This is a genomic window from Bacteroidota bacterium (genome assembly GCA_018266755.1).
Taxonomy (GTDB): Bacteria; Bacteroidota; Ignavibacteria; order Palsa-1295; family Palsa-1295; genus JAFDZW01.
Genome location: JAFDZW010000005.1, coordinates 687,887 through 711,850, shown reverse-complemented (window position 1 = coordinate 711,850; position 23,964 = coordinate 687,887). Strand labels below are relative to the sequence as shown.

The 23,964-nt window shown below is 53.9% G+C and carries 26 protein-coding genes; 13 read left to right on the top strand and 13 right to left on the bottom strand.

Translation table 11 applies throughout. The features are described 5' to 3' along the window. The first annotated feature begins 2 nt into the window (after positions 1–2). From hscA to folP, 6 genes are all read left to right on the top strand, one after another. A complete protein-coding gene (gene hscA, locus JSS75_07785) occupies positions 3–1,880 on the top strand; it encodes a Fe-S protein assembly chaperone HscA (protein ID MBS1903585.1) in 1,878 nt (625 codons plus the stop codon). 55 nt (positions 1,881–1,935) lie between these two features. Then, positions 1,936–2,568 carry a superoxide dismutase gene (locus JSS75_07780; GenBank protein ID MBS1903584.1) on the top strand — a complete coding sequence of 211 codons (633 nt, stop codon included), beginning with the start codon at positions 1,936–1,938 and terminating at the stop codon, positions 2,566–2,568. Positions 2,569–2,751: 183 nt separating this feature from the next. Further along, positions 2,752–3,069 (top strand): 2Fe-2S iron-sulfur cluster binding domain-containing protein, encoded by a 318-nt coding sequence (locus JSS75_07775; protein MBS1903583.1) that lies wholly within the window; start codon positions 2,752–2,754, stop codon positions 3,067–3,069. 12 nt (positions 3,070–3,081) lie between these two features. Beyond that, complete coding sequence (gene iscX, locus JSS75_07770) at positions 3,082–3,291, top strand: Fe-S cluster assembly protein IscX (GenBank protein MBS1903582.1); 210 nt, start codon at positions 3,082–3,084, stop codon at positions 3,289–3,291. Between the two features lie 3 nt (positions 3,292–3,294). After that, entirely contained in the window at positions 3,295–3,954 is a 660-nt protein-coding gene (locus tag JSS75_07765; GenBank protein MBS1903581.1) for an LON peptidase substrate-binding domain-containing protein, read from the top strand. 241 nt (positions 3,955–4,195) lie between these two features. Continuing rightward, on the top strand, positions 4,196–5,050 hold the full coding sequence (gene folP, locus JSS75_07760) for a dihydropteroate synthase (GenBank protein ID MBS1903580.1): 855 nt from the start codon (positions 4,196–4,198) through the stop codon (positions 5,048–5,050). On the opposite strand, the gene JSS75_07755 is transcribed toward folP, so the two are convergent. The 4 genes from JSS75_07755 to JSS75_07740 form a co-directional block, all read right to left on the bottom strand. Then, positions 5,040–7,439 carry a VCBS repeat-containing protein gene (locus JSS75_07755; GenBank protein ID MBS1903579.1) on the bottom strand — a complete coding sequence of 800 codons (2,400 nt, stop codon included), beginning with the start codon at positions 7,437–7,439 and terminating at the stop codon, positions 5,040–5,042. The genes folP and JSS75_07755 overlap by 11 nt on opposite strands. A gap of 222 nt (positions 7,440–7,661) precedes the next feature. After that, complete coding sequence (locus JSS75_07750) at positions 7,662–8,228, bottom strand: HupE/UreJ family protein (GenBank protein MBS1903578.1); 567 nt, start codon at positions 8,226–8,228, stop codon at positions 7,662–7,664. Positions 8,229–8,233: 5 nt separating this feature from the next. Beyond that, positions 8,234–8,710, bottom strand: a complete 477-nt coding sequence (locus JSS75_07745; protein ID MBS1903577.1) for a hypothetical protein — start codon at positions 8,708–8,710, stop codon at positions 8,234–8,236. A gap of 1 nt (position 8,711) precedes the next feature. Next, positions 8,712–9,992, bottom strand: coding sequence for a tetratricopeptide repeat protein (locus JSS75_07740; GenBank protein MBS1903576.1), 1,281 nt, complete (start codon positions 9,990–9,992; stop codon positions 8,712–8,714). Positions 9,993–10,500: 508 nt separating this feature from the next. Between JSS75_07740 and typA the strand changes: the two genes are divergently transcribed. Beyond that, complete coding sequence (typA, locus tag JSS75_07735) at positions 10,501–12,348, top strand: translational GTPase TypA (GenBank protein ID MBS1903575.1); 1,848 nt, start codon at positions 10,501–10,503, stop codon at positions 12,346–12,348. A 292-nt stretch (positions 12,349–12,640) separates the two neighbouring features. Further along, a complete protein-coding gene (locus JSS75_07730) occupies positions 12,641–13,009 on the top strand; it encodes a hypothetical protein (protein MBS1903574.1) in 369 nt (122 codons plus the stop codon). Between the two features lie 3 nt (positions 13,010–13,012). Here the strand turns inward: JSS75_07730 and JSS75_07725 are convergent, their stop codons facing one another. The 7 genes from JSS75_07725 to JSS75_07695 all read right to left on the bottom strand — a co-directional run bounded on the left by JSS75_07725 (position 13,013) and on the right by JSS75_07695 (position 18,655). Further along, complete coding sequence (locus JSS75_07725; protein ID MBS1903573.1) at positions 13,013–13,729, bottom strand: hypothetical protein; 717 nt, start codon at positions 13,727–13,729, stop codon at positions 13,013–13,015. 37 nt (positions 13,730–13,766) lie between these two features. Next, a complete protein-coding gene (pfkA, locus tag JSS75_07720; GenBank protein ID MBS1903572.1) occupies positions 13,767–14,732 on the bottom strand; it encodes a 6-phosphofructokinase in 966 nt (321 codons plus the stop codon). 95 nt (positions 14,733–14,827) lie between these two features. Beyond that, positions 14,828–15,610: a hypothetical protein gene (locus tag JSS75_07715; protein MBS1903571.1), complete on the bottom strand. Its 783-nt coding sequence runs from the start codon at positions 15,608–15,610 to the stop codon at positions 14,828–14,830. Positions 15,611–15,668: 58 nt separating this feature from the next. Further along, positions 15,669–16,724, bottom strand: a complete 1,056-nt coding sequence (gene pheS / locus JSS75_07710) for a phenylalanine--tRNA ligase subunit alpha (protein MBS1903570.1) — start codon at positions 16,722–16,724, stop codon at positions 15,669–15,671. A gap of 58 nt (positions 16,725–16,782) precedes the next feature. Continuing rightward, positions 16,783–17,373 carry a YdeI/OmpD-associated family protein gene (locus JSS75_07705; protein MBS1903569.1) on the bottom strand — a complete coding sequence of 197 codons (591 nt, stop codon included), beginning with the start codon at positions 17,371–17,373 and terminating at the stop codon, positions 16,783–16,785. Between the two features lie 15 nt (positions 17,374–17,388). Beyond that, the gene (locus JSS75_07700) at positions 17,389–17,934 is read right to left on the bottom strand and encodes an NAD(P)H-dependent oxidoreductase (protein ID MBS1903568.1); all 546 of its coding nucleotides are present in this window, start codon (positions 17,932–17,934) and stop codon (positions 17,389–17,391) included. 427 nt (positions 17,935–18,361) lie between these two features. Further along, positions 18,362–18,655: a hypothetical protein gene (locus JSS75_07695; GenBank protein MBS1903567.1), complete on the bottom strand. Its 294-nt coding sequence runs from the start codon at positions 18,653–18,655 to the stop codon at positions 18,362–18,364. Between the two features lie 297 nt (positions 18,656–18,952). Between JSS75_07695 and JSS75_07690 the strand changes: the two genes are divergently transcribed. From JSS75_07690 to JSS75_07680, 3 genes are read left to right on the top strand one after another with little or no spacing between them, the layout of a single operon-like run. Then, positions 18,953–19,267 (top strand): helix-turn-helix transcriptional regulator, encoded by a 315-nt coding sequence (locus tag JSS75_07690; protein ID MBS1903566.1) that lies wholly within the window; start codon positions 18,953–18,955, stop codon positions 19,265–19,267. Positions 19,268–19,271: 4 nt separating this feature from the next. Continuing rightward, positions 19,272–19,703, top strand: a complete 432-nt coding sequence (locus JSS75_07685) for an SRPBCC family protein (protein MBS1903565.1) — start codon at positions 19,272–19,274, stop codon at positions 19,701–19,703. Positions 19,704–19,739: 36 nt separating this feature from the next. Next, positions 19,740–20,171 (top strand): SRPBCC domain-containing protein, encoded by a 432-nt coding sequence (locus tag JSS75_07680; protein MBS1903564.1) that lies wholly within the window; start codon positions 19,740–19,742, stop codon positions 20,169–20,171. Between the two features lie 171 nt (positions 20,172–20,342). On the opposite strand, the gene JSS75_07675 is transcribed toward JSS75_07680, so the two are convergent. Continuing rightward, the gene (locus JSS75_07675) at positions 20,343–20,774 is read right to left on the bottom strand and encodes an SRPBCC domain-containing protein (protein MBS1903563.1); all 432 of its coding nucleotides are present in this window, start codon (positions 20,772–20,774) and stop codon (positions 20,343–20,345) included. A gap of 132 nt (positions 20,775–20,906) precedes the next feature. Further along, positions 20,907–21,254, bottom strand: a complete 348-nt coding sequence (rplT, locus tag JSS75_07670) for a 50S ribosomal protein L20 (protein MBS1903562.1) — start codon at positions 21,252–21,254, stop codon at positions 20,907–20,909. Positions 21,255–21,742: 488 nt separating this feature from the next. Here rplT and JSS75_07665 point away from each other — a divergent pair, with 488 nt between their 5' ends. Continuing rightward, positions 21,743–23,122, top strand: coding sequence for an MBL fold metallo-hydrolase (locus JSS75_07665; protein ID MBS1903561.1), 1,380 nt, complete (start codon positions 21,743–21,745; stop codon positions 23,120–23,122). An 80-nt stretch (positions 23,123–23,202) separates the two neighbouring features. After that, complete coding sequence (locus tag JSS75_07660; protein ID MBS1903560.1) at positions 23,203–23,955, top strand: hypothetical protein; 753 nt, start codon at positions 23,203–23,205, stop codon at positions 23,953–23,955. Positions 23,956–23,964 lie beyond the last annotated feature (9 nt).

Here is a 23,964-nt window from a genome sequence, read left to right as displayed (position 1 = left end):
AGATCGCATTACCGGGACAACAACCTGACGGCAAGGTCGTCGGTATCGACCTTGGAACGACGAATTCGCTGATCGCCTACGTCGAGGACGGCGACGCGATTGTCATACCCGGCCGCGACGGCGGGCTTGTTCCGTCAGTCGTGACGCTCGACGATCATGGCGCCGTGATTGCCGTCGGCAATCCCGCGAAGCGTCGCGCCCTGACCGATGCCGGGCATACGGTGTACTCCGTCAAGCGATTGATGGGGAAGTCGTATTCCGATGTGCAGAAAGAAGCCGGGATGCTTTCCTATCGGCTTGTACCGAAGGAAGAAGGCCTGGTCCGTGTGAGCATCGGAGACCGCGAGTATACGCCGATCGAACTTTCCGCATTTGTGCTCAAAGAGCTGAAAGAACGAGCAGAGAAGTATTTCGGCGAGCCGGTATCGAAAGCCGTGATCACTGTCCCTGCATACTTCAACGATGCACAGCGTCAGGCGACGAAGGACGCTGGGCGACTTGCCGGGCTCGATGTGCTGCGCATTGTCAACGAGCCGACGGCAGCGGCGCTTGCGTACGGACTCGATAAAAAGAAGGAAGGCATCATCGCCGTGTACGACCTCGGCGGCGGGACGTTCGATATTTCGATCTTGAAACTAACGAACGGAATTTTTGAGGTTCTCTCGACTAACGGCGATACATACCTCGGCGGCGACGATATCGATCGCCGCATCATGGAGCTGGTGATCTCGCAGCTTCAGCGTATCGAGCCGAATTTTGTGCCGACCGCCGAAGAACTTCAACTCATCCGTACGGAATCCGAGCGCGCGAAGATCGCACTCTCGTCGTCACCGAATGCGATGCTGGAGGTGAAGATCCCTCGGCTGGACCTCAACTACAAGCGCAGCCTCACCCGGCAAGAGCTTGAAATGATGATCCGTCCGATCCTCGATCGTACGAAGCAGCCATGCATCGATGCGTTGAAGGATGCGCATCTGACGTCCAAAGACATCGACGAAGTCGTGCTTGTCGGCGGCGCAACGCGCATGCCGGCTGTCAAACAGCTTGTACAGGAGCTCTTCGGGCGCAAACCGCATGACAGTTTGAACCCGGACGAGACGGTCGCGCTCGGTGCGGCGATCCAGGCCAATGTGCTCGCCGGGAATTCGACCGAACTGCTGTTGCTCGACGTCACGCCGCTATCGCTCGGTATCGAGACGATCGGCGGGATGATGAGCACGATTATCGCCCGAAACACGACGATTCCGACGAAGGCAAAGGAAACATACACCACGTTCGCGGATAATCAGACGGGTGTCGTCGTGAACGTGTATCAAGGCGAGCGAGATTTCGTAAAAGATAACCGGCACCTGGCGTCGTTTACGCTCAAAGGCATTCCGCCCTTGCCTGCAGGCGCAGCGAAGGTGGAAGTGACGTTCATGATCGATGCCGACGGCATCTTGCATGTCAGCGCACTCGAGACGCATACCGGCATCGCACAGACGATCGACGTGACTCCGTCGTACGGGTTGACCGATGACGAGATCGAACGCATGCTTCGCGACAGCATCGTTCACGCGCAGGAAGATATTGCCGCCCGTCGTTTGGGCGAGGCCAAAACCGAAGGCGAACGGATCGCCAATGCAACCGAGAAGGTACTCGGCGATATTCGCCGAGGGACCATCACGTTCTCGCGCGCACGAATGGCCGATCTCAAGATCGACAAGATCATCGATGCCTTGTACGGACTTCGAAAAGCATTAGGCTCCGATAGTGCCAAAGAGATTCAGGCGCTGACCGAAGCGCTTGAGCAAGTGACCCAACCGCTTGCACAAGAGATACTCAATGCCTCGGTCTCGCAAGCGCTTGCGGGCAAGGCGGTCGAAGAAGCAGGCGCGTAAGCGGCTGCACACGAAAGAGTGTACCCGATATATTTACTTATTCTAATTGAATACTGTGAAAGCTTACGATTACAAATTGAAAGCGCGTCCGTATTCCGATGAGGAAGCAAAGACGCTGCTCGCGAAAGTTATTGACGCAGAGACAACCGACTGGCATTATAATACCCACCATAAGGGCTATGTCGATAAGTTGAACGAGATCGAAAAGTCGCTCGAAACGGCCGATGCCTCGAAGTCGAACGGCAACTACTCCGTCTACGGCGAACTCAAGCGTCGATGGACGTGGAACCATGCCGGAAATGTGCTTCATGATCTCTACTGGGAAAATCTCGGCGGCGACGGAAATGTGGCAAATGCCCCGGATCTGAAAACGCTTATTGAACGCGATTTTGGTTCGTTCGATGCATGGAAGGCCGATTTCAAAGCATGCGCCATCGCAGCAAAGCTCTCAGGGTGGGCCGTGCTGATCGTCGATCAGCTTGGCTCGGGCCAGCTTCGCAATGTTGTTGTCGACGAACATCACTATGGCGCAGTGTGGGGTGCGATCCCGCTCGTCGCTTGCGACGTATTCGAGCATGCGTACTACCACAAAGACGGCCCGAAGCGTGCCGCGTATATCGACAACTTCATTGGCGATATCCACTGGGGCCGTGCGAACGACCGGTATAAGAAGTTCGCCGCTCGTTAAGTACGTGTCGAATGGAATGTCATTCCGAGACGAACGCCGAGGAATCTGGGCAGGCTATCTCTTGAAGAATGTCACAACCCAGATTCCTCTCCTCGGTCGGAATGACTTCCATAATGGAAGAAAGGGTTTCATTCTCAATGTATAATTCTTAATTCGTCCGTGGCAACGATCACTTACTTACCGATGAACGTGACGTGCGAGGCGTTGGTCGGGGACTCGGTTCTCGACGTGGCGCTCGCAAACGGCATCGACTTGCAACATAATTGTGGCGGGGTCTGCGCCTGCTCGACATGCCACGTGATCGTGAAACAGGGGATGGATGCGTTTCCTGAGATGACGGACGACGAAGCCGATCAGCTAGACGAAGCCGAAGGATTGACCCTTCAATCGAGACTTGGCTGCCAGACTCGTATCGAGAAGGATGCCGAGATCATCGTCGAGATCCCTCAACTCAACCCATCGATCGCGCACCTCTTCCACGAAGGCGCCAAAGCCGACTAAACGTTTACGACAATGAACTGGAATACCATCGACGACATCGGCGAAGCCCTCTTCGAGGCAAAGCCCGACATCGATCCCCTGACTGTGCGATTCACCGATCTGCGTGATTGGATCGCGGCATTGCCCGATTGGGAGGACGACATCCATTCCTCGAACGAGGCCAAACTCGAAGCCGTGCAGATGGCATGGTACGAGGTATGGAAGGACGAGCACGGCAACTAAGCGATGGAGACGCTCGATCGTATCCCGTTGTTCCCGCTCGGCGTGATTCTGTTCCCAGGAGCACGTGTGCCGCTGCATATCTTCGAAGAACGGTATAAACGGCTCTGTGCCAGCTCGCTCGAGCATAAGAGTACCTTCGGCGTGAATTTTACCGAGGACGACAGTATGCACTCCGTCGGTTGCACGGCACGTATTGCCGAAGTGACGAAACGCTACCCGGACGGAAAGCTCGACATCGTGACCGAGGGTGTGCGCCGATATGAAGTTGTCCAGCTCGACCAAGGGGCGCCGTCGGAGCTTGCGTATGCCCGCATCCGGTGGATCGACGACGAGCCTGAAGTCCGAGACGAGGTGCTGACACGAAAAGCGATCGCCCTTTTTAACGAGCTCTGCGAGGTTGCCTACCGGGGTTCGGTTGAGCCGCTCGACCCCGTGGTATGGAATATGAGCGATAAGCAGCCGTCATTCGCGATTGCGCAGAAATCCGGCTTGCTGCCCGATCAGCGCCAAACCTTATTGCTGGTTCGCAGCGAAAACGAGCGGTTGGAGATGCTCATTGCACATCTGGAGTCGCTGCTGCCGAAAGTGAAAGAAGTGGAAACGATCAACGATCTCATCCGCAACGACGGCTATATTCCCGACTGGAATAAACGCTCACAGTAGCGCTCACCCGGAGGGCTCCCGTTTTTTTCGTATTTTTGCACCATTCACAATAGAACAGTTATGAACAAGAAAGGCAAAGTCGCAAAGAAGCTCCATAAGAAGAAGGCCGAAAAGCGCAAGGCAAAGATCCGCGCCGGTAAGGCTGCTGCAAAGGCCACGCGTAAGCGCGCGTAAGGCTTCGCGGCGTCACACGAGAATTCTTCGAAGGGCGACGGCAAGCAATTGTCGTCGTTTTCGTTTTATGCAAACCACCCGATTCAACGAACTCCTGAGCGAACCGCGGCCGCTCGTGATGGGCGTGCTGAACGTTACCCCCGACTCATTTAGCGACGGCGGGTTATTCCTTGCCGCTGAAGTGGCAGCTCGGCGCGCGCAGGAGATGCTCGCCGAAGGCGCCGATATCATCGACATCGGCGGCCAATCGACCCGCCCTCGGGGGAGTGCATACGGCTCCGGTGCACCCCCTGTGACGCTCGATGAAGAATTGCGACGCGTGCTGCCGGTGGTTGATTATATCCTCTCCGATTTCCCCGACACGATCATCTCTATCGATACTGTTAAAGCAGAAGTCGCACGACGGGCGCTCGATACCGGTGCAACGATCATTAACGATGTCAGCGGTGCGACGGAAGACGGCGCAATGTTATCGGTCGCAGCATCGCTCGATGCGCCGATTATCCTCATGCATGGGTACGGTCCGGAGTTTCAGAAGTCTACGATCGAAGAATATCGCTACAACGATGTTGTCGGCCAGGTCGGTGCATGGCTTGAGCGTCGGGTCGAACAAGCGCACATTGCAGGTGTACGAACTATCCTCGCTGATGTGGGGATCGGGTTTGCGAAGACGCACGAGGATAATCTTGCTCTCATTCGGCACCATGCCGAGTTCGATTGTTTGGGTGTACCGATGGTACTCGGCGTATCGCGCAAATCGACGATCGGTCGGATCCTTGGCGGCATTCCTCCGCAGGAGCGCGTCAGCGGTAGTGTTGCGGCTGCGCTCTATGGCGTCGCGCACGGAGCGAAGATCATCCGCACGCACGATGTGCGGCAGACTCGCGAAGCCTTGCAGGTGTGGGAAGCGATTAGTGAGTAACGACGATCGTCGCTGAGTGCGTGTTCGAATCGTTCGAAAGCGTTACAAGATAGGTCCCCGATGCAAGCCCAGCGATATCAATTCTGTAATCTTCGCTCGATCCAATTGTAGCGGCTTGTTGTGAACGAACCAACGAGCCGAGTAGTGTTCGCACTTCAATGCGTGCGTTCGAGATGGCTTCGCTGCCGGTATATCGTACTGTGAGGTTCGCTCCGTCAACCGAAGCCACAATGCTCGCCTGGTTTGTCGTTTCCTGTCGTACGGATTGGAACGTGACATTCACGATATCAGGATACTTCACCAGATAACCATGATCCGGTTGCAGCGTTGTGAGCGTTGCCTTCCGTCCGTTCGGCCACGTAATGACAACACTGTCGACGGACGGCACCTGTCCGAGCCCGAGATTGATCTCATTCGAGTTTTGTGAAGCGGTCGAACCGCTGCCGCCGCTCATGAGGTCACGATACCATTTCTTTCCATTTGCATAGATCGTCATCGACGTTCCGTATGCATCGGTATTCACATGCTGCGATGCATCACCTTTGAGCCGGATGGAAAGATATTTCCCGTTGCGTGTGACATCGTTTCGGAAGTAGCGCACAAGATCGGTCGGACTTGCCGCAACGAGATCCATGTCGCCATCATGATCGAAGTCGCCGCGTACCGCTGTCCAAGCGCCGTGAATATTGCAGCCGAGATGCCACGTCTTGTCCGAGAGATGATAATTTCTCGACGGACCGTCGTTGATATATATGCGTGAACGGCGATACGGTTCTCCCGTTGAGGTCGCATTATAGGCATATTGACAGTGAAACGCGTCTAGATTCCCATCGAGATCGGCATCGAGCGTTACAACTCCGAAGTTCATCTCGAAGAACTTCACGCCCATTTGTTTATGCATATCGATGAACTTGTGGTCGGCACCGCCCTGATTAATAAATAGGAGTGATGGATTTGAAAATTGGCCTCGCCAATCGGGATGTCCGAGGTTGCCGACGAAGAGATCGGGCAGGCCGTCATTGTTAAAATCTGCAAACTCGCATCCTGCACCATGTCCAAAGGAGTTCGGATCGGCGGTCGGAACACCGATCGCACCGGTCTCGGCAGCAACATCGGTAAACGATGTGCCTCCGTTATTGCGAAAGAGCATGTCGGGTTGCAGGCGGTAATCGGCAACGAAGATATCCGGGTATCCGTCGAGGTTATAGTCGCCAACAGTCGATGCCCAGCAATCGTAATATGGGGGTTGCTCGGCATCACTGATTCCGTTCTTCTGCGTGAGATTTTCGAATGTGCCGTCGCCGTTGTTGTGCCACAGTTGATCCGGATAGTACGTCTCGTTTCCGGCGGTGTCGGCGGTTCGACCGTTGGAAATATATAGATCGAGATTGCCGTCTTTGTCATAATCGAACCACATCGGTGTGATGGTGGGATATGGGTTCGAAATCTTTGTCGACGCCGTGACATCTTTGAATGTGCCGTCACTTTGCCCAGCGAAAATCTTATCGCCAGCTCCGCCATTGACACTATAGCAATCGATGAAGCCGTCACCATTGAAATCACCCCAGACATAACCGCCACCCGCTGAGTCGATCCCAATCGTTGCCGTCACATTTTTGAACGTTCCATCGCCATTGTTTTGAAAGAACTTTCCTCCGGTGACAATATCGTCCCAACCGTCACCGTTCCAGTCGGCAACACTGGCGCGCGCCGAAGCGAACTGTTTGCCGTTGACCACGAGCCCGACATCTTTTGCATGATCACCGAACGTAGCGGCCGGTGGCAGAGCCGACGTATTTCCGGCGGGGAATTCGTATCGCACCAACATCCGCACCATGAAGTTCGCGTTTGCGAGATAATATTTCCCCGGGATGGTAAGACCTTGAAAGAGCGGCTCGTTCGGATTCATCAGGAACGAGCTGTTGGTGGACGGACTTTTATCGAGTGCGAAGTACGGTCCGTTTGCGGAGGTGACGGTATGCTGAATACAGAGTCGGTCGAAGCCATCGGAACGAAGACCGCTATCTTTGACGTCGATTGGCACCCAGCCGGGGTTGCCATCGTAATCGACAGTGATCGGGCCACAGAGGGCAGCGTAGCTTCGCACCCAGCCGGTCGGGGGGATCGAGCCTTCCGAAGGATCGGCCATCACCCATACCACTACCTGACCGGGTATTGTGCCATCGAGATACACGTCGATCTCGTCGAGGGTACAGGGTCCTTTCGGTTGCAGGATTGCTGTTTCTTCCCAACCGGTGATGTCCTTGCCGAGCTTGGTCGATTGATTGCCGCCGAAGGTGCCGTTGTCGCGTTTGACGATCTGCGGCGAGCCGCTGGCGAATATATTCGATGCAATACAAAGGGTAATGAAGAGAGCGATCGGTTTCATACGAGTAGGAATCACACAATACTCAATAAGAAACTGAGGCACATCTAAAAGGTTCGCCCTCGGAATAGCGGGTCGTGGCTCTGTCTGAAACGGTGTAAGGAGCTGTCATTCTGAGCGAAGCGAAGAATCCCTATGGCGGAGCCTCACAGAGTTACCTCAAGGGATTCTTCGCTTCGCTCAGAATGACGATACCCCAATAGCGTCAGAGCTGTTGCCGATCGCCTATGGGTTCAGGCCGAAGATACGAAGCAACAGTAAGACGCCCCCCACCGAGGCGATCACTCGTGATACTTCCTGAACGATCTTACGTTCGACACCGTATTTGCGCACGAGCCACATGATCGGCAACACAACAGCGATCACGAGGATCTGCCCAACCTCGATGCCGACGTTAAAGCCGGCAAGCGGCCACCAGATATTTCCCATTTCGAGCATGCCTTTAAGTATCTCGGTGAGATGCCCTGAGAATCCGGCGCCGTGAATGAGCCCGAATGAACCGGCGACGATCCATCTGCTGCTCGACGGGTTTTCGCGGACGACATTTTCAATGGCAACATAGACGATCGATAGCGCGATGAGTGATTCCGTCACGACCGGTGGCAGACTCAGGATGCCGAGTGCGGAGAGGATAAGCGTCGTCGAATGCGCAACGGTGAATGCACTTGCAACGGAAAGGAGCGAACGCCAGTCTTTCGTGACGAGTATCAGTCCGAGCAAAAACAGCAGATGATCGTAGCCGGTCACGATGTGCTCGAAACCGATGCGAAAGAATGTAGGGAAGAGGTCCATCGTGGTTAGCGCGTGAGTGTAGTGGTCGGCTTCGAGGCGTTGGCAATGACATTGTGCTCGGCGCCGAAGATCCTGATCGTAAAAATATTCATTTGGTCAGGATATTCCTTACAGATCGCACGGTGATCGATCGTCAGCATCGCGATCGGTGTATCGCTGGCAAATGTAGCGTCGAATAGGACCGAAGAGCCGTCGTCGGTGACGTGGCATGTCGAAAGAGTGAGTTGGTGGGTGAACTCCGGCCCTGACCACATCCTCAGAAAGTTTGTAAAATACGCGACTTCGGCATTACGTAATGCGTCACCTTCGAGCGATGTACTCTTGCCCGAATACCATGCGTCGAGCGACTGACGAAAATCGTCTTTATAGTACGACACTTTGAAATGTACTTGCGACTCGCTCACTTCCGCCTTCGCGTAGCTAATGTGGATGCTGTGCAATCGCAGCAGCACGACGAATGCAAGTTTCGTCCAGACGAGCATATTAACGTATGGCCAATGAAGTGGAGGTATAGATGCACGGCAAATATCCACAACGGGCATATCGGGCCGAGGCTACGACAGTGTCACCGGTAGAATGGGCAATCACGGCGGCATGATACCAGATCGTCGGGTTGAGCGGGCTCATTCGTAGGGCTTCATTGGCGAGCGGGGCAGCATCGGCTGCACGGCCGTTCTTGAGCAGACACCAAGCGTATGTATCGAGGGCATCGATATTATGCGGACGGGTGCGGTAATCGGCTTCGGCACGAGTGAGCGCTTCGTCAAGATGAATACCGTGATTCGCGCAGTAGAGTGCATATTCGCGGGCGACATTCCAACCATCTGCCTCGTGTACGGCGAATGCGGCGATGACCTTTTCTTCAAGCTGTTTGGCATCCTCTCGGTCGCCCATTGCGACGTAGAGGTCGGAGAGTTGCTCGAGGAATATGTGTTCCGGCAGAACTTGTGTGGCCTTCACAAGGTGTTCAATTGCTGTCGGATAATCGTGCTTCGCTACAGCGACCATTGCCAAGCCCGAAAGTGCGAACCCATAGTTCGGCCGTTCTTCGAGGATACCATTATAGAGAAATTGGGCAGTATCGAGTTTGCCTTCGTTTAAGAAGAGATTGGCATATTGATAAACGGACCATTCGCGACTCTCTTGTCCATAGGCACCGGCATCGACAGCCAGACGCATCGCAGCGAGTGCGCCGTTAAGGTCGCCACGCAATTCGCGCTGATACGATGCCCGTGCATACGAACGCAGGTCGGGCCGTGTGCTTATCATTGTATCAACCGCCTTCACGGCTTCGTCATACAGTCCGAGTTCGGTATTTGCATCGGCGAGGATGCCATAGGCGCCGGAGTTATGCGGATTCACCTTGATCGCTTTGACGATCGTTTGTTTCGCTTCGGCGAACCGATGCATTGTCATTTGCATACCGGCACGAAGAACAAGCCCCTCGAAGTTCAGCGAGTCGCGCCGCAAGGTTTCGTCGAGCAACCGCGACGCGACGGGGAAATACTCGTGGTGGCGGCCGCTCACGCGCGCTTCTTGCAGAAAGATCATCGCAAGCTTCGTATAGTCGTCGAGCTTATCGGGGTGCAGCGTCAGGTCGCTGCGAAGGGTTGCAACCTCCGATTGTGCATTGACAAACTCGGCAGAGGTCGAATCGCCTCCGCGCGGCATGAGGTTCGGAATGACGAGTGCAGTATCGGCCTTCTTGCAGGCTGCCAGTGAAAGCGCAACTAACGAGATCGTAAGAAACTTGCGAATCGGCATTGTAGTCTTGTATTGTCTTAGCAGATAATACAGTGTACCGCCTCGGATGGATGTTGAGGATTATGCACGCCGTTGTCCGATTTGCGATATGTCATCATCGGGCGGCTTCGTGGAATCGTTTGGATTTGTGATCTTTGAGAGAGGCGATCCAACCCTCCAGAAGCAGCAACACACCAAAAGCGGGAGACGCGCATGTGCGCGTCTCTACAATGCGCAACCCCTTACCCCTCCCCAGATGCCCGCAAGATTGAAGCTCAAAAATAAGGACTTAGTCTATTGCCCCAAAGGTCATATCGTTATGTATTTATGGACCGACGAAATCTCCGAATCACATGAGAAATCAGACCCAAACCCCACGCCTGCCAAAGCCACCTTTTTTATGCAATTCAGTTTGAGAGGGGGGTAGGTGGAATCGGATGAAAAACAATGGATTTACGGGACATAAATCAGGTGCCCATTTCATAGGTGAACCAATGCCACCACCCCCTCGTTAGACGCGGCGACTACTATGGCAGAACAGCATACCGAACATCGCAGAGACGACATCCGAAACGTCGCCATTATCGCTCACGTCGATCATGGCAAAACGACCCTTGTTGACCAAATGCTTCGCCAGAGCGGCACGTTCCGCTCGAACGAGCACTTGGTCGAGCGCGTCATGGACTCCAACGACCTCGAACGCGAGAAGGGAATTACGATCCTCGCAAAGAACACGAGCGTCCACTGGAATGGCCGCAAGATCAACATCGTCGATACCCCAGGCCACGCCGACTTCGGCGGTGAGGTCGAGCGTATCCTCAAGATGGTTGACGGCGTCGTGCTCTTGGTCGATGCTGCCGAAGGCTGCCTGCCGCAGACAAAGTTTGTGCTCAAGAAGAGCCTCGGGTTGCACCTGAAGCCGATCGTCGTCATCAACAAGATCGACCGCAAGGACGCACGTCCGGCCGAAGTGTTGGACGAGATCTACGAGCTCTTCATGTCGCTCGGCGCATCGTACGAGCAACTCGATTTTCCGGTGATCTACGCCATCGGCAAGCAGGGCCTTGCGATCAACAAGCTCGAAGACGAGCCGAAGGATCTGGCTCCGCTGTTCGAATCGATCATCACGAACGTCCCGCCGCCGCCGGGCGAGCTCGACGCACCGTATCAGATGCTTGTCGCGAATGTCGATTGGTCCGATTACCTCGGCCGCCTCGCTGTAGGCCGCATCTTCCGCGGGAAGGTGCATCCGGGCGATTGGATCACTCGCATCAAACACGATAGCTCGATCGAGAAGGCGAAAATTACAAAGCTCTATGCATTCGAGGGCTTGAAGCGCGTCGAGATCGAAGAAGCCGGAGCAGGCGAGATCGTGCAGCTTGCCGGGTTGGAAGACGTGCATATCGGCGAAACGATCACCGACCCTGAGCATCCGGATCCGCTGCCGATCATCAACGTCGACGAGCCGACGATCGCGATGAACTTCGTCGTCAACGATTCGCCGTTCGCCGGTACCGAAGGCAAGTTCGTCACGTCGCGCCACCTTCGCGAACGCTTGCAGCGCGAGCTTCGCAAGAACATCTCGATCCGCATGGAAGAGATTTCGGCCGACACGTTCAAAGTTGCTGCACGCGGTGAACTGCAGCTTGCCATCCTCATCGAGACGATGCGTCGCGAAGGCTACGAGTTTGCCGTGAGCAAGCCCGAGGTCATTCTGCAGGTCGTTGACGGCGACACCATGGAGCCGGTCGAGCAGGTGGTGATCGACGTGCCGGAAGAGTACGTCGGCGGCGTCATCGAAGCGCTTGGCATCCGTAAGGGACAGATGGTCAACATGGCCACGCTCAACGGACAAGCGCATCTTGAGTATCACGTGCCGTCACGCGGCATGATCGGTTTCCGCGGCGAATTCCTGACGATGACGCGCGGTACCGGTATCCTCAACCAGTTGTTCTACGATTACGAGTCCTTCAAAGGCGCGATCCCGGGCCGCACGCGCGGTGCGCTCGTCTCGCTCGAAGACGGTGACACGACGGGCTATGCGATGGAAAATCTGCAAGAGCGTGCTGTGTTCTTCGTCGCGCCGGGTACGAAAGTCTATCGCGGCATGATCGTCGGTGAGAACAGCCGCGAAGGCGAGATGATCGTGAACGTCACGAAGAAGAAACATCTCACCAACATGCGCGCCTCGGGGTCCGACGGCGCCATCCAGCTCGATCCGCCGCGTTTGATGTCGCTCGAACAACAGATCGAGTGGCTCGACGACGACGATCTGCTTGAAGTCACACCCGAGACCACCCGCTTCCGCAAGAAGATCCTCGACCCGACTGAGCGCTTCCGCCAGTCGAAGAAGAAGGCCCAGATGGAAGAGGCGTAAGGAGTTGTCAGTAAACAGTACTCACGGATCCGACGGGTCCTGGCTATTGACCACTGACTACTGACTCCTAACATAGGTCACACGTTCTTGCACCACCGGAGCCTCTCGTTCGGGGTACTATTATCTGGAGGTGATGGCGATGAAACGGTGGATTATGGTTATCTTGGTGTACCTGGGGCCAGTTATAGCGGTGCTGGCGATCTGCACAAAAATGTGATACCGGCATCCGAGCGGAATTTCACGACCGAGGCATTCGTTGAGCCCGACAGATCAATCTATTTCGATGGACTCAATGGATTTCGAACAAGCCTACCGCGTCGCGTTCAAAGCATTTTCGGACGCACTGGATCAAAAACTCAATCGCGGCGACGATGTTGCCGAGATCGCACCAAAGTTTCACCGGGGCACAGTTATCCTCAAGCCCGAAGATCCTCATTTGCAGCCGAAAGAGGTTGACATCGATGTGTTCTTCAAAAAGATCGTTGCCGTGCGCAACAACCTTCGCGTATTGGAACAGAAAATAAACGCAAATACGAAGTTAGACGAGGCGGAGAAGATCGACCTTCAAGGATACATCACCAAATCCTACGGCAGCCTGACGACATTCAACGTCCTCTTCCGCGACAATGAGGACAAGTTCGTCGGGATGAAAGGGGAGTAACCGTTACTTTTTCCTCTTCTTTGTCGCCTTCTTATCTTTGTTCTCAAGCTCCTTTTGCTTTGCCTCGATCTCTTTATAGGCGATCTCGGCATCTTTTGCGTAGGGGTCGATCTCAAGTTGACGCAGCAACATCTTCTTAGCTTCCTCCGGATTGCCGAGCTGTGCGTACATCATTGCGGCATTGTAATAGCCGTTGGTGAAATTGGAGTCGATGGCGCTGGAAAAAATGTAATACGTCAGCGCCTGCTGATAGTGGCCTTGCTCTTCCTCGATGGTACCGAGGCTATAGGCCGGGATTGGAGAACGAGAATCAACGTGCGTTGCAAGCGTGAAGATCATTGTCGCAGTATCATAACTCTTGAGGCTCGCATAGGCATTGCCCAGATTCAACCATGCGTTTAGATACATCGAATCCGCAGCGATCGCCTTATGTGCCCAGTAGATCTCCTGCCGATAGCGTTCGGATACACCGTAGAGCCCTGAGATTGTTGTGAGTGCGGGTGCAAAGTTCGGCAGAATCTCAAGGATCTTGTGGTAGCAATTGATAGCACTATCGTAATCGTGGGTTGACTGGAATGCTTCGCCGTCGTTGACGAGCTGATAGACACGGCCCGTTACCTCGGTCGGCATCGCAGACAAGAGCGAATCGTAGTTCGCACGCTGTGCAACGGCGGCCTGAGAACAGACGAGCAGGAAAAGGAGGGCGTAGAGTCGGTGCATACACTTCATAATAGATGGAACAGCAGAGGCCGGGCCATCATTCGGCCAGTACCATGCTGAGTTCGCTCAGGATCGGATCGACCTGTTTCTTGATCGTTGCCGCTTCGATGAACGGGGTGAGTGTCAGCGCACCTTTCACCTCGCCGGTCATGACGTTCGTGCGACCATCGCGCAATGCGGCGACCGCTGCTGCGCCGAGTTTTGTGGCAAGGATGCGGTCACGAGCCGTCGGACTGCCACCACGCTGGACATGACCGAGGATCGTTACTCGGTAGTCGATACCGGTGCGGGCTTTTACTTCTTCCGCAAGTTTAATCGCACCGCCCCCTTCCGCTCCTTCGGCGACGACAATCATGTTCGATCGTTTGGTAGCGCGTTGTTTCTGAAAGACCTGCATTATATCATCCACGGTCGTCGGGCGTTCGGGGATGGCAATGAACTCCGCTCCGCAGCTCAAACCCACGTCGAGTGCAATGAACCCGCTGGTGCGACCCATGACCTCGATATAGAACGTCCGCTCGAATGCGTCGGCGGTATCGCGAATCTTATCGATGCTTTCAAGCGCAGTATTGACGGCCGTGTCGAAGCCGATCGTATAGTCGGTGCCGTACAGATCGTTGTCGATGGTGCCGGGGCAGCCGACGATTGGAATGTCGTACTCTTCGCACATCGCTGCCGCTGCGCGTGACGTGCCGTCGCCGCCAATGACGATCAGCGCATCCATGCCCGCCGCCTTCATCGACTCGAACGCTTTGGCGCGGCCCTTGGGGTTGAGAAACTCCGGTGTGCGTGCGGACTTCAGAATCGTACCGCCACGCTGAATAATATTCGAGACCGACGAGCGAATAAGATCGGTGTAGTCGCCTTTGATGAGTCCGGTGTAGCCATGATTGACACCGAGCACTTTCATGTCGTAATGTCTGGCAACACGCGTGATCGAACGAATGCATGCGTTCATTCCCGGCGCGTCGCCGCCGGCGGTCAATACTCCGATGGTTTTGATGTCTGCCACGTCAGTCATTGATTAGCGGCAGTGTAAACAACGACATGCATCGCGATTGTTCGCAGTGTTTTGTTATACCTTCATCAAATCCGTAGTTAGTTGAGATGGTAGGACGTAAGTGTTTGAACGCTACCGGAAGGTGGCATACCGAGAATGTCGAGCCCGGTGTTGGTCGATACTTCTTTTGCAAAATACCCGATCTTCGGAGAGAACCAGTACGTGTTATCGATTATAATTGTAGAGTTGACGATAACGGCATGAATATCGACCGTATACTTGATGTGAATCTTTGAACATTGTAGCGACTCACTTCCAACTTGCACTGCTTCTTCTTTCATATATCCATTCGCAATGGAGATATCTACTCCAACCTGTATCGGTAATCCGTTAAAGGTAAAGGGAAAGGAGATACTCGTGTCAAATGCGTGAAAATCGCCTGCTAATTTTGTGCCCGTCAGAAATGTAAACCATTTCGCAATGCTCGCGTTGGCTATGCCATTGAGCATTGCCGTTATTCCTGCCGTATCTGGAGACATCTTTAAATCGCCGGCATGAGTAAATGTAAAATGGTTGGTTGTGCCGCCGTCTTGTACTGCAAACACATTTGATTCCCCAAGGTACGTCATGCCCGCGCCAACGACCGAAGCGACGATCGTCGTGTCCGTACCTACGACCTTCGTGCCGACAGAGTCGGTTTGGTAGAGGTCATAGGTATAGGTTGTACCGGTCTTGGGAAACGTATTCCCACCATAGTCGTTCGATCCGGTGGTCGGGTTGTTCGGGGATGAGCCGGAGTTGCCGCAGCTTGAGATGCTTAGCATAAACACCAGAGCGAGCGCAACCGCGCCGAGACGGGTAACAAAGGAGCGTTGATTCATAACGATAGAGCGAATGAGTAACAGCACAGACATCGAGTTCCGATCGGGGGATCGACTGCTAAAATTGCCGTAAGAAACGAAAATCGTTTTCGGTGAACATCCGAATATCGTTGATACCGTAGCGCATGAGCGCTGTGCGGTCGATGCCCATGCCGAATGCATAGCCGGTATACACTTCCGGATCAATGCCACAGGCCTTCAGTACGTTCGGATGTACCATCCCAGCACCCAGGATCTCGAGCCAGCCACTATGTTTGCAGACGCGGCAGCCCTTGCCACCGCAGAGGTAGCAACTGACGTCCACTTCCACACTCGGCTCGGTGAAGGGGAAGTATGACGGACGCAGGCGGATTTTCGAATCGGCTCCGAAGAACTGACGGGCGAATTCGAGCAGAACGGCCTTGAGGTCTGCCATTGTCACACCCTTGTCAATCACCAGCCCTTCGAGTTGGAAGAAGCAGGCCGCGCTGCGTGCCGTGATCTCTTCGTTGCGATAGACTCGGCCCGGCATAACCGCACGAATCGGCAACGGCCATGATTCCATGACGCGCACCTGAACAGGCGACGTATGGGTGCGAAGCAGGATCGGTCGTTCCTCGCTTGTTGGCGTCCAATCGGCGGACGGTTTGATAAAAAACGTGTCCTGCATGTCGCGCGCCGGGTGATCGGGCGCGAAATTCAGCTTTTCAAAATTGTGTAGGTCATCTTCGATCTCCGGACCATCGGCAACGTCAAAGCCCATCGCCGTAAAGATGGCGACCATCCGTTCGAGTGTCGAGGTCAGCGGATGTTCGTGACCCGGTTCGTATACTGGCAGCGGACGCGGGGGCATCGTTAGGTCGATCGTTTCCGTCGTTTTGGCAGGACCGTTGCCGATGCCCTCTTCTTTCTCCTTAAAGGCGGATTCGACCGTTGTGCGCAACGCGTTGAGTGCCTTGCCGACAGCGGGTTTATCCTCCTTGGAAACAGTCTTTAGTTGCTCGAAGAGCTCGGCAATAGAGCCCTTACGCACCAAATGGGCAAGCTTGAATGATTCGAGCTCGGCGGCGCTTGTCGCACCCCGAAGTTCGGTGAGCAATTCGGAAGTTCTTGCTTGTAATTCGCTTACGGTCATGAATAATAAGAAACGCGATTCCGACGGGAAAGTGTCCGCCTGATTGCCAAAAGGGGCATTAATACGATAATGGCTTGATCACCCTGCCTGCGGCCGAGTCCTCGATAAGTGTCAGAAGTCTCTTCGCTTTGGTCTCTTCGCGTTTGGCGCTAATGACCCACCAGGTCGCTGCTTTGCGATACGAAGGCGCTTTCGATTCGAACCACGTCCAGGCCTTCTTGTTGGCTTTGAATTGCGCACGTTGTGCCGGTGTGAATTCGATAGGCACCGACTGCTCGAACGAGTATTTGTTCGATCTCGTCGTATCGCGCGACTCGAACGCAATCAAACCGGCTTTCTGCAAGCGGCCGAGGGCCTTGAGTTCGCCGATGCGTTTAATGTTCACCGCACTCCAGATGCTCTTCGGTTTGCGCGGAGTGAATCGAATATAGTATCGCTCGTGGTCGATCCGTTTGCGCACGGCATCGATCCAACCGACACACAGCGCCTCGTCGACCGATTCGGGCCATGTGATACTCGGTTTGCCAGAGCTCTTCTTATAGAAACCCACATAGAGCTCGGTTGCCGAGGCATGATTCCTTTTCAGCCATGCACGGAATTGCTCCGGGGTCTCGAAGTATGTAGGCGTGGGGGTGGTGGTGGTCGGCATTGACGTACTAACGTCTCACTCGTCGGCTTTGCTCCGCGCGAGGGAAAGGAGCCCCTCGAGCAGTACGTGAAGCTCTCGCTCCAACTCCGCATCAACGATCGTCCCCTCCGGGGTAATGCGCTTACGAGTGTTGCGCACAGTTACCGATCCGTGCTCCGGAATCTGCGCACCAACAGCTTTGAGAACCATCAGCAGTTCCTGATGTGCAAGTTCGCCTCCACCGTACAGCGGAGATGTACTGATTGTCGCCGTCGGTTTGGTATTGAACTCACCACTTGAAACGGACCACTCCAATGCGTTCTTCAATACACTCGGCATGCTGAACGCATACTCGGGGGTACAGATGATGATCGCATCGGCATCACGTAGTTGCCGGCGCAATTCGGCGATGGGATCGAGAGCAGGTTCGATATCGAGTTCAGGTGAGAAATGTGGGAGCTCGATGAGCGATTCGTAGATTGTCATCGTCACCTGATCGTCGCCAATGCTGGCGACAGATCCGAGAAGATTCGCTGCGGCCGAGCCTCGGCGGGGGCTCCCGCTTATGCCGAGAATGTGCATTGCATGGTGTATGGTGTAGTAAGGGAATTAGGTACGTGCCGCAGCCACGAGCGTTTCGGGTGGTTTTCAACAATTCCTATTCGTACGGAATGAGAAGTGAAGGGCGAGACTACGTGTAAAGAAACTTGACGTGATCGGTAGGCGAATCGCACAATCTTCTATATTTCAATACAAACCAGCTTTGGCCCGTTTTTTGTATTAGCGTTCAGTGTCCTGATTCTGTATGTCATTCTGAGGTGAAGTAGGGGAATGTGCACGTGGTCGCTTACCCGCTCCTGATCCGATGCAACGATCTTCGCTTCCCTCAGAATGACATCTGTTTTTTTTGGGGTATAAGCGATCCGTAATTTAAACCGTAAAAAATAACGGCTGTCGGTCCAGGGAAGGACTAACAGCCGCTGTTCAAGTGCTTGGAGAGTTCGGTACATTACATGCCGAATTGTCCAAGAATTTGAGCGCCTGAGGCTGCACGGTAGGCTCGATCGACCATCGAACAATCCACCTTGTGGAAGATTGCTTCGTCATCGAGACTTAATAGTACTGCCCCACATGCAATGATGTCGAGATGCTCTGTATTACTTCCCCGATGAAATTCCTCAGGGTCTACTTGCAATACTATAGCGGGGACCTCGACCGTATGCTTGCGATGCCGTTCGTCAGCGATCGTATACAGGTAGTAATCCGGATACTGATCTCGTCGAACCACCGAGACGGTTCTCATTAGTTGTTTTCTCCTTTCTTGTGTAGTGGATACTCCTCCTTTCAAATGCAAAAAGTGTTGTGTCCAAATAGTCGGTTTGCAGTGGCAGGGCAGATCGGCCTATGGGGAAGTGTTCGCCGATGATGGGGAATAACATGGGGATCAATATAATTAGTTCGTCGACGGATTGTGTCTGCTGACAAGCATAACGATGTACGTGAGTGCGTCTGCTGTGCGCCGCTACAGGAAATTACTGAAGAAATTATGTGTCTCAATATGCAACTAAATAGTTGCATATTGAGTTGATCAATTCACGACATGGACAAAGTATTCAAAGCACTCGCCGACAGCAGCCGCCGCAAACTACTTGATAAGTTGTTTGCGAAGAACGGTCAAACGCTCGGTGAGTTGTGCGAACATCTGGATATGTCGCGGCAGGCAGTGACGAAGCATCTGGTCATCTTGGAAGAGGCAAATCTGATCTCGGTCAAGTGGCGCGGACGCGAAAAACTGCACTACCTCAATCCGGTGCCGATTCACGAGATCATGCGGCGCTGGGTGAATAAATATGAAGATCAACGGCTCGAAGCGTTGAGCCGCTTGAAACAACAGCTCGAATCATCAACCAAGTGACGATATGGAACAGAATACATTTGTATATACCACGTACATCGCAGTCGCACCCGAACGGGTGTGGGAAGCATTGACTAACGGAGAATTCACGAAGCAATTCTGGTTTGGCAGGGAAGTGAAGTCCGACTGGAAGGTCGGCTCGGAGATCGTGTACAGCATGCCCGACGGTAAAGCGAACATCGTCTCGAAGATTCTGAAAATCGATCCGCCGAAGTATATGGAGTACACATTCCTCGACGTGAGCACCGCCGCGCTTGCCGGTGTCCCGGAGACGATCGTGACCTATGAACTCGAACAAAAAAATGGCGGCACCAAGCTTACCGTGACTCACTACGCGGAAGTGGAGAGCCTGTTCAATGCGGTCAGCAACGGTTGGACGATGATCTTGAGCGGATTGAAAACATTGCTCGAGACCGGCAAGCCACTGCAGTTCTAAACTGTATCTCACGCAGGACGAATTTTATTCGACACTATGGCAATATTCACATACAGTATATATATCGACACAATTCCACAGAAATTGTGGGAGGCGTTGACATCGTCCGAATTCACCAGACAATACTGGGGAGGCCGTACGATGGAGTCCGACTGGAAGGTTGGCTCCGATATTCATATCGTCCAGCCGCAGGGAACGCAGACGGCAGAGAAGGTTGGGAAAGTATTGATTTGTGATCCGCCGAGATTGCTTTCATATACAACTGACCATGCCAATCCTTCAGCGTCGTCGACGATGACGTTCGAGATCGTAGTGACACCGGCGCAGGTACGCTTGAACATCACGCATGAAGTCATGGGCGGGGAGATGCCTACGATGGTTGTCGAGGGCTGGTATGCGATCTCAAGCAGCCTCAAGACGATGCTCGAGACCGGCAAACCGCTCGATTATTCGTGGTGGAGGGGATGACGACGTATGGACGGGCATTTGGCTCCGTCTGTGCGCAAGGCAGATATGTGTTGAGCATTCTGCCGGCTTGAAGAGGGACGGACTAAGAGTCCGTCCTACTCTCGCGTCGCTCGGGACGGACTAAGAGTCCGTCCTACTCCTCGCGTCGCTCGGGACGGGTTATGATTTGATCTACTGTGCTTCGCAGATCTTCTTGATCGCTTCGAGAATCATTTGCCAGTTGCTGCCGGAATGCTCTGCCGTTTCGGTGGTCTTGTTGTTTTCCTGTGTGATCGTCAGCCTGGTTCCCCCAGCTTCGTCGGCGAGTTCGTTGATGATGATAAGCTGATTCTCCGGAGTGTTCTCGGTACCGGACATCGAACTCCAGTAGGTTGCCTTCAGATATCGTCCGGGTTCGAGCGCAAGGATCGTCCCGCCGTCTTCGTATGACTGGCCTTGCCATTCGCCACGATAGGTAATGCGCCCGCCGACACGCCATTCGGCTGTCATGTCCGTCCCGAACATATATTGCTTCACGATTGCGGGATCGGTCAGCGCATGCCAGACTGTCGAAGATGGTGCATTAATAACGATTGAACGCGAAATGGAAATGCCGTTGCTCATACGTATTGATTGATAGGAATGTGCAGGTAACAGATGAGCACCTATAAACAGGTTCCGTTTGCATCGAGCCAAAAACAAAAGCGCAGGTCGGAATGACCTGCGCTTTCAAGAAAACGGTTGCCGTATGCTGGCTTACCCCTTCGCTGCTTTTACAACTGCCGTGAATGCTTCCGGGTTACGGACGGCGAGGTCGGCAAGAAGCTTACGGTTGATTGTGATGCCGCTCTTGGCAAGACCGCCCATGAGCTTCGAGTAGCTGATGCCATTCTCGCGGGCTGCCGCATTGATGCGGACGATCCAGAGCGAACGAAACTCGCGCTTACGATTGCGGCGATCGCGGTACGAATACTGACGTGCTTTGTCAACATGGTGCTTGGCAACGGTCAAAACGTTACCGCGCATTCCGAAAAAGCCTTTGGCGGCTTTCAGGAGTTTCTTCTTACGGTGCCGTGCGGCAGGTAGATTTTTAGCTCTTGGCATGGTAGTTCTTTCTCAGATTTTTGTGGTACATCGCCGCGCAAGCATCTGAATCCGCACGTCCCGAGGGACGAAGTGATCGCCCAATGTCTAAAAAAGGGCGCTCCACGCAGCACTTGATTTCGAGCCGCATATAACACCGCTTCTATCAGATTTGGTTCGGGAAATAGGTCGTTTCAGGCGCATCGGCCGGTATTGGCTCAGTTTTGACTGCATGCCACTCGTCATTCTGAGTGAAACGAAGAATCCCTTGTTGAAACCCTGTGAGGCTCCGCCAAAGGGATTCTTCGGTCGCCGCGGCGACCTCAGAATGACTGTATCGTACACAGTTTCAAACTGAGCCACGACCCATCGGCCCAGTATCGAACCATTCACCAGAAATAACATGTTATAGGCCCTTCAGCGTCGCTCTATTTTATTTAGAGCTTGACGGTTACGAGAAGTTTCATTCGCCCTGAGGACCCACCCGCGGGGCCGTAACTGATGTTAACTTGGACCAGATCCAATTTCTGGCGCTTGGCGGCGGCAGGGAGATCGGTGCGAACTCGTTCTTTTTACAGATCGGCGGGCACGGGCTGCTGATTGATGCGGGATTGCACCCCGAAAAACTGGGCTGGGAAGCGTTTCCGAAGGCCCAACTGCTCGATGCCTATGGTGTCGACACGTTTATTGTGACTCACGCCCATACCGATCATTTGGGCGGGGTTCCGTTCATGCTCCAATCGCAACCTCAGGCTCGAGTCATTGCGACACCGGAGACTATCGAACTTGCCAGGATCATGCTCGGTAATTCGGCAAGCCTCTTACCAAAGCAGCACCCTGCCGAGGTTATTGAAAAACTTCCGTTCTATACCGAAGAAAAACTCGACGAGATCCTTCGCAACATCGAGCCCCGACGGTTTCATAAGCCGTTCGTGCTCGAAGGGACGAATCCCGAGATAAAAGTTACTCTGTATATGAGCGGGCATATCCTCGGGGCCGGGGGAATTCTGATCGAATATCGGGGCAAACGAATTTTCCATACAGGGGATACGTCGCTGCATCCGCAGACGCTTATCGGCGGTGCCGAATTGCCGGATGAGCCGGTCGACGTCTTGATCACTGAATGTACGAACGGCAAGGCCGATGCGTATCTCAGCCACTCCAGAGATATTGAGCTCGAACGCTTCCTTCAGGTTGTTGACGAAACACTGACGAATGGAGGCTCGGTGCTCGTACCGGTCTTCGCGTTAGGCAAGATGCAGGAAGCACTGCTGATGGTGTGGGACGCAATGCGACAGAAGAAGATCCCGACGGTAGAAATTTATTCCGGGGGGATGGGGAGACTCATCAGCGAGGTGTATGACAAGATGCCGTATAGCCCGTCGCGCTTGCGAAGCGATGAGAAACTTGCCGAGATTCCCCAAACACTGATCCCGCGTCGGGATGGGCTCTTCGGAGCCAAATTCTTCAAAGAGCCGTCGATCGTCCTTGCATCGAGTGGCATGATGCAGGAAGGCACGTCGAGTTATTTGCTGGCCCAGCGATGGCTCCGGAAGGAGAATTTTGCGATCTGCTTCATTGGTTACACCGATCCGCGGACGCCTGGGTATGTCGTCTCGCATGCCGAACGTGGAACGCGTATCAAGTTTGGCTCGATGAAACGCGACGTTCCTGTTCGTGCCCGCATCGAGCGTTTCCGTTTCAGCGCCCATGCCCGAAGGGCAGAGTTGCTCGAGATCGCCCGTCGCCTTAAACCGAAGCACATTGTGCTGACGCATGGCGACATTGAAGCGATGAACACGTTTTCCGAAGCACTGCGCGAAGAGCATCCGGAAGTCCGGATTAGCGCGCCGGAAGTCGGGAAGTGGTATAAATTGCTCGCCGAGTAAGGATGCCCAAAATTGGACTCCAGTACGAACTTTCTGGCAAACGATGCCAGTTTACCAGTAATCACAATTTCCGTCACCGCATGAAGACCACCAAGTCGTTTTTCTCCACCGTTGCACTTATTGCTGCTGTGCTGGGATCTGTTGCCATCATCGGTTGCAGTGACAGCACGACGACGCCTGCGACCCCCAATAAGCCGATTACGCCCAAGGTAGGTTCAACGTATCAATTTCGTCAGCACGAGCGCGACTCCACTGCAGGAAAGCCGGCAACGATTATTGATACGGTCTTGACGGTTACGATCGTTCGCAGCGGGGATACGCTTGCAGGGATGACAGGAGTAGTAACGGCGATCTCAACGCTGGGTGACACCGAGGTATATGCGTTCGATGCCAATGGCGATCTGAATGTCTACATTCCATATATCGACGCGTCATTGTTCACGCTGCAAATGCCGGCCCCTTGGTTTAGGGTGCCCACGTTCTCGAAAGCGACGAGTCTAGCGTTGGGCAAGGACACATCGAACGTGCAGATTAGCGGCTATCCTGGGACTGTTTATACAACGGCCACGAGCGGCTATCTCGGAGAAGAAACCGATTCACTCATCGCTTCACCGACGATATCGGGTGGTAAGGCCAAATTAGATGTTCGTCTCGATGGGAGTGTATTAGTCGTTCAGGCTACTGCGACGGGTCAACGGATATTTGCGGTTGATCCGAATATCGGTATGTATTTCCATCAGAGAACGGAGTTCTCTACTCCGGCAATCATGACAATCTCTGCGACGAACAAAGTGGTCGAACGCTGGCTCGTCGCATATACCGTGATCAAATAGTGCAGGACT

Excerpts from the sequence above, each read along its gene's own strand:
- JSS75_07775 (MBS1903583.1), top strand. The coding sequence starts at position 2,752 with ATGAACGTGACGTGCGAGGCGTTGGTCGGGGACTCGGTTCTCGACGTG.
- iscX (MBS1903582.1), top strand. The coding sequence starts at position 3,082 with ATGAACTGGAATACCATCGACGACATCGGCGAAGCCCTCTTCGAGGCA.
- JSS75_07765 (MBS1903581.1), top strand. The coding sequence starts at position 3,295 with ATGGAGACGCTCGATCGTATCCCGTTGTTCCCGCTCGGCGTGATTCTG.
- folP (MBS1903580.1), top strand. The coding sequence starts at position 4,196 with ATGCAAACCACCCGATTCAACGAACTCCTGAGCGAACCGCGGCCGCTC.
- JSS75_07755 (MBS1903579.1), bottom strand. The coding sequence starts at position 7,439 with ATGAAACCGATCGCTCTCTTCATTACCCTTTGTATTGCATCGAATATA.
- JSS75_07750 (MBS1903578.1), bottom strand. The coding sequence starts at position 8,228 with ATGGACCTCTTCCCTACATTCTTTCGCATCGGTTTCGAGCACATCGTG.
- JSS75_07745 (MBS1903577.1), bottom strand. The coding sequence starts at position 8,710 with ATGCTCGTCTGGACGAAACTTGCATTCGTCGTGCTGCTGCGATTGCAC.
- JSS75_07740 (MBS1903576.1), bottom strand. The coding sequence starts at position 9,992 with ATGCCGATTCGCAAGTTTCTTACGATCTCGTTAGTTGCGCTTTCACTG.
- typA (MBS1903575.1), top strand. The coding sequence starts at position 10,501 with ATGGCAGAACAGCATACCGAACATCGCAGAGACGACATCCGAAACGTC.
- JSS75_07730 (MBS1903574.1), top strand. The coding sequence starts at position 12,641 with ATGGATTTCGAACAAGCCTACCGCGTCGCGTTCAAAGCATTTTCGGAC.
- JSS75_07725 (MBS1903573.1), bottom strand. The coding sequence starts at position 13,729 with ATGCACCGACTCTACGCCCTCCTTTTCCTGCTCGTCTGTTCTCAGGCC.
- JSS75_07715 (MBS1903571.1), bottom strand. The coding sequence starts at position 15,610 with ATGAATCAACGCTCCTTTGTTACCCGTCTCGGCGCGGTTGCGCTCGCT.
- pheS (MBS1903570.1), bottom strand. The coding sequence starts at position 16,724 with ATGACCGTAAGCGAATTACAAGCAAGAACTTCCGAATTGCTCACCGAA.
- JSS75_07705 (MBS1903569.1), bottom strand. The coding sequence starts at position 17,373 with ATGCCGACCACCACCACCCCCACGCCTACATACTTCGAGACCCCGGAG.
- JSS75_07700 (MBS1903568.1), bottom strand. The coding sequence starts at position 17,934 with ATGCACATTCTCGGCATAAGCGGGAGCCCCCGCCGAGGCTCGGCCGCA.
- JSS75_07695 (MBS1903567.1), bottom strand. The coding sequence starts at position 18,655 with ATGAGAACCGTCTCGGTGGTTCGACGAGATCAGTATCCGGATTACTAC.
- JSS75_07690 (MBS1903566.1), top strand. The coding sequence starts at position 18,953 with ATGGACAAAGTATTCAAAGCACTCGCCGACAGCAGCCGCCGCAAACTA.
- JSS75_07685 (MBS1903565.1), top strand. The coding sequence starts at position 19,272 with ATGGAACAGAATACATTTGTATATACCACGTACATCGCAGTCGCACCC.
- JSS75_07680 (MBS1903564.1), top strand. The coding sequence starts at position 19,740 with ATGGCAATATTCACATACAGTATATATATCGACACAATTCCACAGAAA.
- JSS75_07675 (MBS1903563.1), bottom strand. The coding sequence starts at position 20,774 with ATGAGCAACGGCATTTCCATTTCGCGTTCAATCGTTATTAATGCACCA.
- rplT (MBS1903562.1), bottom strand. The coding sequence starts at position 21,254 with ATGCCAAGAGCTAAAAATCTACCTGCCGCACGGCACCGTAAGAAGAAA.
- JSS75_07660 (MBS1903560.1), top strand. The coding sequence starts at position 23,203 with ATGAAGACCACCAAGTCGTTTTTCTCCACCGTTGCACTTATTGCTGCT.